This is a genomic window from Archangium sp. (genome assembly GCF_036388035.1).
Classification (GTDB): Bacteria; Myxococcota; Myxococcia; order Myxococcales; family Myxococcaceae; genus Archangium.
In genome coordinates, this window is the sequence record NZ_DASVSO010000373.1 from 1 (window position 1) to 6,669 (window position 6,669).

Genomic DNA, 6,669 nt, shown 5'->3' on the forward strand with positions numbered 1-6,669 from the left:
CAGCTCGGGAAGGCCCCCATGATGAAGTAGAGGAAGCGGCTCTGGTTGTCCGTGCCGAGCGCCTGGATGAACTCCGTCTGCCCGGCGACGAAGCCCATCACCAGGGTGATGAGGGCGCGCAGGGTGGCGGCCAGGAGGAACTCGGAGGAGAGCGCCGCCGCCTGCATGCGGTGGATGATGAGCAGCAGGGTGTAGACGTAGACGCCGTAGCCGGCGAAGACCAGGCCGCGCAGTCCTTCCGCGACGGGCCCGGTCACCGCCCCTCCCAGGGAGGGCTCGACGATCTCCGGGAACATGTACGCCGCCGAGAGCGTGGCCACCAGCAGGAAGGGGATGGCGAGCGCCACCGCGCCTCCCAGCAGCATGAGGATGCCGGGGCGGTTCTGCTCCAGCGCCTCCTTGCCCAGGCCCGCGGTGAAGATCCGCGCCGTCTCGAAGCGGCCCCGCGTGCTCGCGTAGTGACGCGCCGCGACGAGGTAGCAGCGCAGCACCTCCAGTCGCGCGCTCACGTAGCGCCGGTTGCTGCGCACCCGGTGGGCGAAGGCCATCAGGCTCGGCAGGAGCGCGCACAGCCCGAGCCAGACGAGATAGAAGAAGTGGTGCCAGATGTAGGCCACGGCCCGCACGAGCGGCGCGCGCACGTCGGGCATGAAAGCCAGCACCGCCACCCCGCCCAGCCCGAGCAGCGCCCACGACACCTGTCGGATGCGCACACGCGTGGCGGCTCGGGTAAAACGGCGCACTCTCTGCTCCTCGCCTGCCATGAGGGGCCTCCAGGGGACGGCGACTCCTGGAAGATGTGCACGGTGCCGAGCGCCTGGAGGCCCGCCCGCACTCACCCTCCAGGGCGATCCCCCCCTTGAAGAGGACGCCGAGGAGCCCGTGCGCTCGGTCCCTCTCCGGGTGGGCGACCTTCCCCTGGGGGTGGGAGTCGTCCTCACCCTCATCCCCATTCCAGGGGGGGCCGGCGATTGTGCTAAACATCGCACTCCTCGCCCATCTCCCTATGCTGGAATCCCTATCCATTCCCAAGCGACGCGTGGCGGCCCAGTTCATCCTTCCGGGCGGCACTTCGCGTGACGTGGCCGTATTCCTCGCCGAAGCCGCTCCCGGGCACTCCGGTGGCGAGCGGCTCTCGGACCTCCTCAACCACAGTGGCTCGCAGTTCATCCCCGCGGTCGACGCGGAGACGAACGCCATGACGTTCGTCCCGTGCGAGAACCTCGCCCTGGCGCGCGTGGCGGCCGAGTTCGAGCCCAATGCCGTCGATCAGTTCACCATCCCCACCGAGCATGAGGTGGAGGTGCGGATGGTGGATGGTCAGCGGCTGCGTGGGCTCATCACCTACGTGCTGCCCGAGGCGCACTCGCGCCTGACGGACTACCTGAACAGCTCGCCCCGTTTCCTCCCCCTGCTGGAGGGGGAGCGGGTCGCCCTCATCAACAAACGCCACGTCGCGTACGTGGAAATCCTTCGCCGCTGAGCTGAGACACCATGGCCCGCTTCGACGCTTTCATCGAGAAGCTCTACAAAGAATCTGGTGTCGCGATCATGCTGGAGACCGGCAGCGGCATCACGCTGCGCACCGCCGTGGGCAACGTGCCCATCGTCAAGGCGGGGCTCAACTCCCAGCAGATCATCGGTGCCCTCTCGGAGATCATCCCCGCGGACATGCGCGGAGGCTTTCCCGCCGAGGGAGTCACCACCTTCCCGTACTCCGCGCCCGCCGGCGCGGTGAACGTGAAGGTGCAGAACGTCGCCGGCCACATGAAGGTGGCCCTGGTGCCCTACAAGCCGACGCAGGCGGTGAACACCGTCGCGGCGGCGCCCGCGGCCAGGGAGGCCCTGGAGCTGCCGCCCGCGTCCGAGGAGGACAAGCTGGAGCTTGCCTCGCCGTCGGACATGATGGACCTGGCGGCCCGCGGGACGGGTGGGGCCTTCACCGCCCCGGCCCCCGCCGCCCCGGCGCGCGCTCCCACGGTTCCGCCGACCGCGTCCCGGGCCATTCCCACCGTGCAGCCGGCCGCCGCCAAGGCTCAGACGCCCGCGCCCGCGCCCGCGCCCGCGCCTGCTCCCGCTCCGGCCGCCGAGTCCAAGCCGAGCATCCAGGTGCTGCCGCCCCAGGAGGACTCCGAGGCGGGTGCCGCCCTGCTCGGGCTGCTCAACCGCATGCTCGACAAGAAGGCCTCGGACCTTCACATGTCGAGCACCGTGGTGCCCATGCTGCGCATCGACGGTGACATGGTGCCCCAGGAGGACTACCGGCCCCTGTCACCCGAGCGCCTCAAGGCGATGCTCTGGTCGATCGCCCCGGAGAAGAACAAGAAGCAGTGGGAGGAGACGCGCGACACGGACTTCGCCCACGAGACCGAGCGCGCCCGCTTCCGCGTCAACGTCTTCGAGGATCGCAAGGGCATCGGCTCGGTGATGCGGCAGATCCCCACGAAGATCATGACCGCCGAGGACATGGGGCTGTCCAAGCACATCCTCGACCTGTGCTTCCTCAGCAAGGGCCTGGTGCTCGTCACCGGTCCCACGGGCTCCGGCAAGTCCACGACGCTGGCCGCGATGATCGATTACATCAATCGCAATCGCGAGGACCACATCATCACGATCGAGGACCCGATCGAGTTCGTTCACCCGAACAAGAAGTGCCTGGTCAACCAGCGCGAGGTGCACGTCCACACGCACGGCTTCAAGAACGCCCTGCGCGCCGCCCTCCGCGAGGACCCGGACATCGTGCTCGTGGGCGAGATGCGAGACCTCGAGACGATCGCCATCGCCATCGAGACGGCCGAGACGGGCCACCTCGTCTTCGGAACGCTGCACACCAACACGGCGCCCTCGACGGTGGACCGCATCATCGACCAGTTCCCCACGGACCGGCAGGAGCAGATCCGCATGATGCTCTCCGAGTCCCTCAAGGGCGTCATCTCGCAGATGCTGGTCAAGAAGATCGGCGGAGGCCGCGTGCCGGCGCAGGAGGTGCTCCTGTGCACCAACTCGGTGGCCAATCTCATCCGCGAGGGCAAGACGTTCCAGATTCCCTCCATCATGCAGACCTCGCGCGGCATCGGCATGCAGACGCTCAACGATGCCCTGCTGGATCTGGTGAAGAAGAAGCTCTGCGAGCCGAACGACGCCTACATCAAGGCCGTCGCCAAGGGCGAGTTCAAGCAGATGCTCGAGCGCAACGGCTTCAAGATCGACCTCCCGACCTCCTGAGTTGCGGAGGTGGAGCGCCGCCACGCTCGTGGCGGCGCTCACCGGGGGGCGGCTCGCGGTGCGGCTCGGACGGCTCCTGGAGAGCCCCGAGCCCCCCGCCTCCCTCCTGCGCAACCGCGACTGAGCGCGCGGCCTCAGTCCACCGCGGCCTGATCGGCGAAGAAGACCACGCGCCCGCCGAGCGCCGGGTCGGTGATGCCGCTGACGCCCTCGGTGATGCTCCACAGGTTGGTGCCGCTGCCCGTGGCGTGCATGCCCTCGGGCATCCGCGCCCAATCGGCGTTGCCCGAGAGGTACGCCGTGCGCGAGGCGCTCGTGGACACCTTGAAGAGGGCACCGCCGTAGCGCGTGGAGCTCAGCCAGTACGAGGTGGTCGAGGTCGTGGTCATGATGGGGGCCACGCCCTGCACGTTCGGCTCGTTGAGGATGTAGGCGCGCTCGGGCGTCACCGAGCCGCTCACCGTCTTGAGCCGGTTCGTGGTGGCGTCCACCGGCCAGCGGTACAGCCGCCCGCCGAGTCCCGGCGTGGAGCCGTCATAGGGGCACCCCGTGCCGGTGTTGTTGCAGTACTCGCCCGAGAGCACCACGGGTGTGGTGCCGCGCGTGTCCTTGCCCAGCCAGGAGAACTTGGGGCGGCAGGGGCTGGTGATGGTCGAGGGCACCACGTACGCGCTCACCTGCGGCAGCACGTACTTGTACCCGTAGGCGCACCACTCCGTGCCAACCTTGCCGATCGCCGTCTCGCACGTGGCGCTGGTGCTCACCTCGCGGATCTGCGTGAGGTCGAACACGCGGAGGCCGTCGGAGGTGTCGGCCATGTAGAGGTAGTTGCCGTACCAGGCGAGGCCGCCACCGTGCTCGGAGATAATGGTGAAGTTGCCGGAGCTGGTGGGCCGCACCAGCAGCACGTGGCGGTAGTTCACCGCGCTCAGGGACATGTCCGAGATGTCCGCCACCGAGATGCGCACGCCCTTCTCGGGGGCGGTGGTGGGCGCGTAGTGCCAGGAGGCGATGGCGACGTTGGTGCTGCCGGACACGCCCGCCGTCAGGGCCTGGGGCACCCAGTCCGCGGTGGACATGTCGCCGTCGTTCCAGCGGAAGCCGCCCTTGTAGCCCACGGCCGGCGGGTGGCCGAGGCCGGTGAGCACGGGGCCCGCCCGGTTCAGGTCCGCCAGGACTCCCGGCAGGCCGACCGCGGGGCCCACGGGCGTCAGGTACGAGGCGTAGGTGCTCCACGTGTTCTGGTCCTGCAGCCGCAGGCAGCTCGCGTCATGCGTCGTCAGCGGCGCGCCCTCGGTGAGCGCCTGCCGCCCCACGCCCGTGGCTCCGTCCTCCAGGCCCGGCTCCGAGGCGGGGCCACACCCCGCGAGCCCCAGGCCGACAACCCACGTCGCGATGAAGAGTCCCCGCGTCTCCTTGTAGAAACCGGCCACGTCCGCCTCCTGGAAAAATGGAAAGCGTGACTTAACCGGTTTCGCGGGGGCATGACAACGCGCTACTCGCGGGTGAAGAGGTCCGTCAGGGGCTCAGGCGTTCTCGGCGTAGGCGCGCTTCAGCCAGCGAAGCACTTCGGCGTTCACGTCCTTGGGTGACTCGAGCGCGATTCTGTGGGTGATGCGCTCCGAGGTCCCCTGCACCTTGCCCGCCTCCAGCAGGCCCTCGGGCTCCGCCTCCCCGAGTGCCAGCCCCAGGTCCACCCGTGTCCGTGTCGACGCGCGGATGACCGCGAACTGGTTCTCGCGGATCAGCGGCACGTACCCGGTGCACGGCTCCACCCGCACGTCCTTACCCAGCTTCTTCGCCGCCTCCAGTAGCTTCTCGTAGATGGGCCGCAGCTCCGCCTTGGGTCCCGCGTACTGCGCGTCCACCAGCGAGGCGGGGCTCTTCGCGAAGCTCGGGCCACCCGTCAGCTCGGCGGAGATCATCCCCGCCTGTCCGTGCCCCAGCCCGTGCTCCTCCTTGAGCCAGACGCGGGCCTCCTTCGGATCCTTCGGGCCCTGCTTCTTCAGCAGAGAGACCCACTCCTCGAAGGTCTTGCCCGTGTTCTTGGGCAGGTTGCGGATGATGGCCTCGCGCATCTCGCGGGGGGTCTTCGGCATGGGGCGGGGGCTCCTTGGAAACGAGGCGCCCAGCCTAGCCCACCGTCATGGGCCGCGCGTAGCATGCCCCCATGACCGACGCGCCGACCGAGGGGCTCCCGGAGTATCTCGATGAGGAGCCCCGCGTGCGGTCCCTCTCGGACTGGATCTGGGGGTTGTCGCGGTGGGGGAAGCCCGTCCTCGTCCGGGCCGCGCTCGTCCTCGCCGAGACATGCCTGGAGACCTGGACTCGCGGCGTCCCCGAGGACGAGTCCTGGCAGCAGCACTACGCCTCCTCCCCGTTGCCGGCGGAGGCCTTGAGGACCTTGCGCGCGTGGCTGGAGCGGGAGGCGGAGCCCGGCGACCCCGAGCTCGAAGCGTGCGCCAGGGCCCTGCGCGGGCTGGTGCACGCGGCGGAGTTCTACCAGTACGACGCCTCGGGGAGCGCCGAGCTCGATGCGATGCGCGTGCGGGCCGTGGCCGCCGGGCGCGCGAGCCAGATGGCCCTGGAGGCGGCGACGTGGACGGAGGCGCTCGCGACCGAGGGTCTCTCGGACGAGGACGAGCGCCAGGCCAGGGCGAGCGCGGGACCCGCCCCGGAGGTCTGGGAAGCGGTTCAGGCATATCGCCTCGCGCTCCCGGGGACCTCGGAGGAGCAGGTGCGGGAGCGGCTCCGTGAGGCGCTCCACCCGAAGTGACGACTCCGGCGTCCTTGGCCCGCCGCGTGCTTGAGGTGCGGCTCGCCATGTCGGGACCGCATGACCTCTTCGCCCGCTACACCTTCGGCCACCCCGAGCGGGCCGCGGCCGAGCTACGTGCCGTGCTGCCCGCGCATGTCGTCTCGGAAGTGGACTGGGCGTCCCTGCGGCGAGAGCCCGGCAGCGTGGTGGATGCGGAGTTGCGCGAGACCGAGAGCGACCTGCTCTTCACGGCGCGACTGCGCACGGGCCACCCGCTGCTGTTGTATGTGCTGCTGGAGCACCAGTCCTCGGTGGAACGGTGGATGGCGCTGCGCATGCTGCGCTACGTGGTGCGCCAGCTGGAGCGTTGGCGGCAAGAGCATCCGGAGAGCGGACTGGGTGGCGCTCTTCACGCAGGTGCAGACAGGCCCCGAGGGTGGCGAGCACCTGGTGGTGGTCGTCCGCTACCTGTTGATGGTGGGAGACGAGGCCGTCCGTGAAACGGCCGGGCGGGTGTTACATTCAGTGCTGGGTGAGCAACGAGCGGAGGAGCTGATGCAGAGCTATGGCGAGAAACTCATCGAGCAAGGACGGGCGAAGGGTCGAGAGGAGGGTCGGGAGGAGGGACTCATCCGAGGGCGTGCCGAGTACATCCTGCGGACTCTCACCGCGCGGGGCGTGCCGGT

The 6,669-nt window shown here is 69.4% G+C and carries 7 protein-coding genes; 4 read left to right on the forward strand and 3 right to left on the reverse strand.

Features of this window, described 5'->3' with window-relative positions; genetic code table 11:
• A partial coding sequence (locus tag VF697_RS15170) for a hypothetical protein (protein ID WP_331095579.1) occupies positions 1-743 on the reverse strand: 743 nt, incomplete at its 3' end.
• A gap of 296 nt (positions 744-1,039) precedes the next feature.
• Between VF697_RS15170 and VF697_RS15175 the strand changes: the two genes are divergently transcribed.
• Positions 1,040-1,483 carry a hypothetical protein gene (locus VF697_RS15175; RefSeq protein ID WP_331095581.1) on the forward strand — a complete coding sequence of 148 codons (444 nt, stop codon included), beginning with the start codon at positions 1,040-1,042 and terminating at the stop codon, positions 1,481-1,483.
• 11 nt (positions 1,484-1,494) lie between these two features.
• Positions 1,495-3,225 (forward strand): type IV pilus twitching motility protein PilT, encoded by a 1,731-nt coding sequence (locus tag VF697_RS15180; protein ID WP_331095583.1) that lies wholly within the window; start codon positions 1,495-1,497, stop codon positions 3,223-3,225.
• A gap of 134 nt (positions 3,226-3,359) precedes the next feature.
• On the opposite strand, the gene VF697_RS15185 is transcribed toward VF697_RS15180, so the two are convergent.
• Complete coding sequence (locus tag VF697_RS15185; protein WP_331095585.1) at positions 3,360-4,658, reverse strand: hypothetical protein; 1,299 nt, start codon at positions 4,656-4,658, stop codon at positions 3,360-3,362.
• 93 nt (positions 4,659-4,751) lie between these two features.
• Positions 4,752-5,324 (reverse strand): DUF5655 domain-containing protein, encoded by a 573-nt coding sequence (locus tag VF697_RS15190; protein WP_331095587.1) that lies wholly within the window; start codon positions 5,322-5,324, stop codon positions 4,752-4,754.
• A 71-nt stretch (positions 5,325-5,395) separates the two neighbouring features.
• Here VF697_RS15190 and VF697_RS15195 point away from each other — a divergent pair, with 71 nt between their 5' ends.
• Together VF697_RS15195 and VF697_RS15200 are read left to right on the forward strand one after the other, a co-directional pair.
• Positions 5,396-6,001 carry a hypothetical protein gene (locus VF697_RS15195; RefSeq protein WP_331095589.1) on the forward strand — a complete coding sequence of 202 codons (606 nt, stop codon included), beginning with the start codon at positions 5,396-5,398 and terminating at the stop codon, positions 5,999-6,001.
• Between the two features lie 47 nt (positions 6,002-6,048).
• Complete coding sequence (locus VF697_RS15200) at positions 6,049-6,483, forward strand: Rpn family recombination-promoting nuclease/putative transposase (protein WP_331095590.1); 435 nt, start codon at positions 6,049-6,051, stop codon at positions 6,481-6,483.
• The last annotated feature ends 186 nt before the right edge of the window (positions 6,484-6,669 follow it).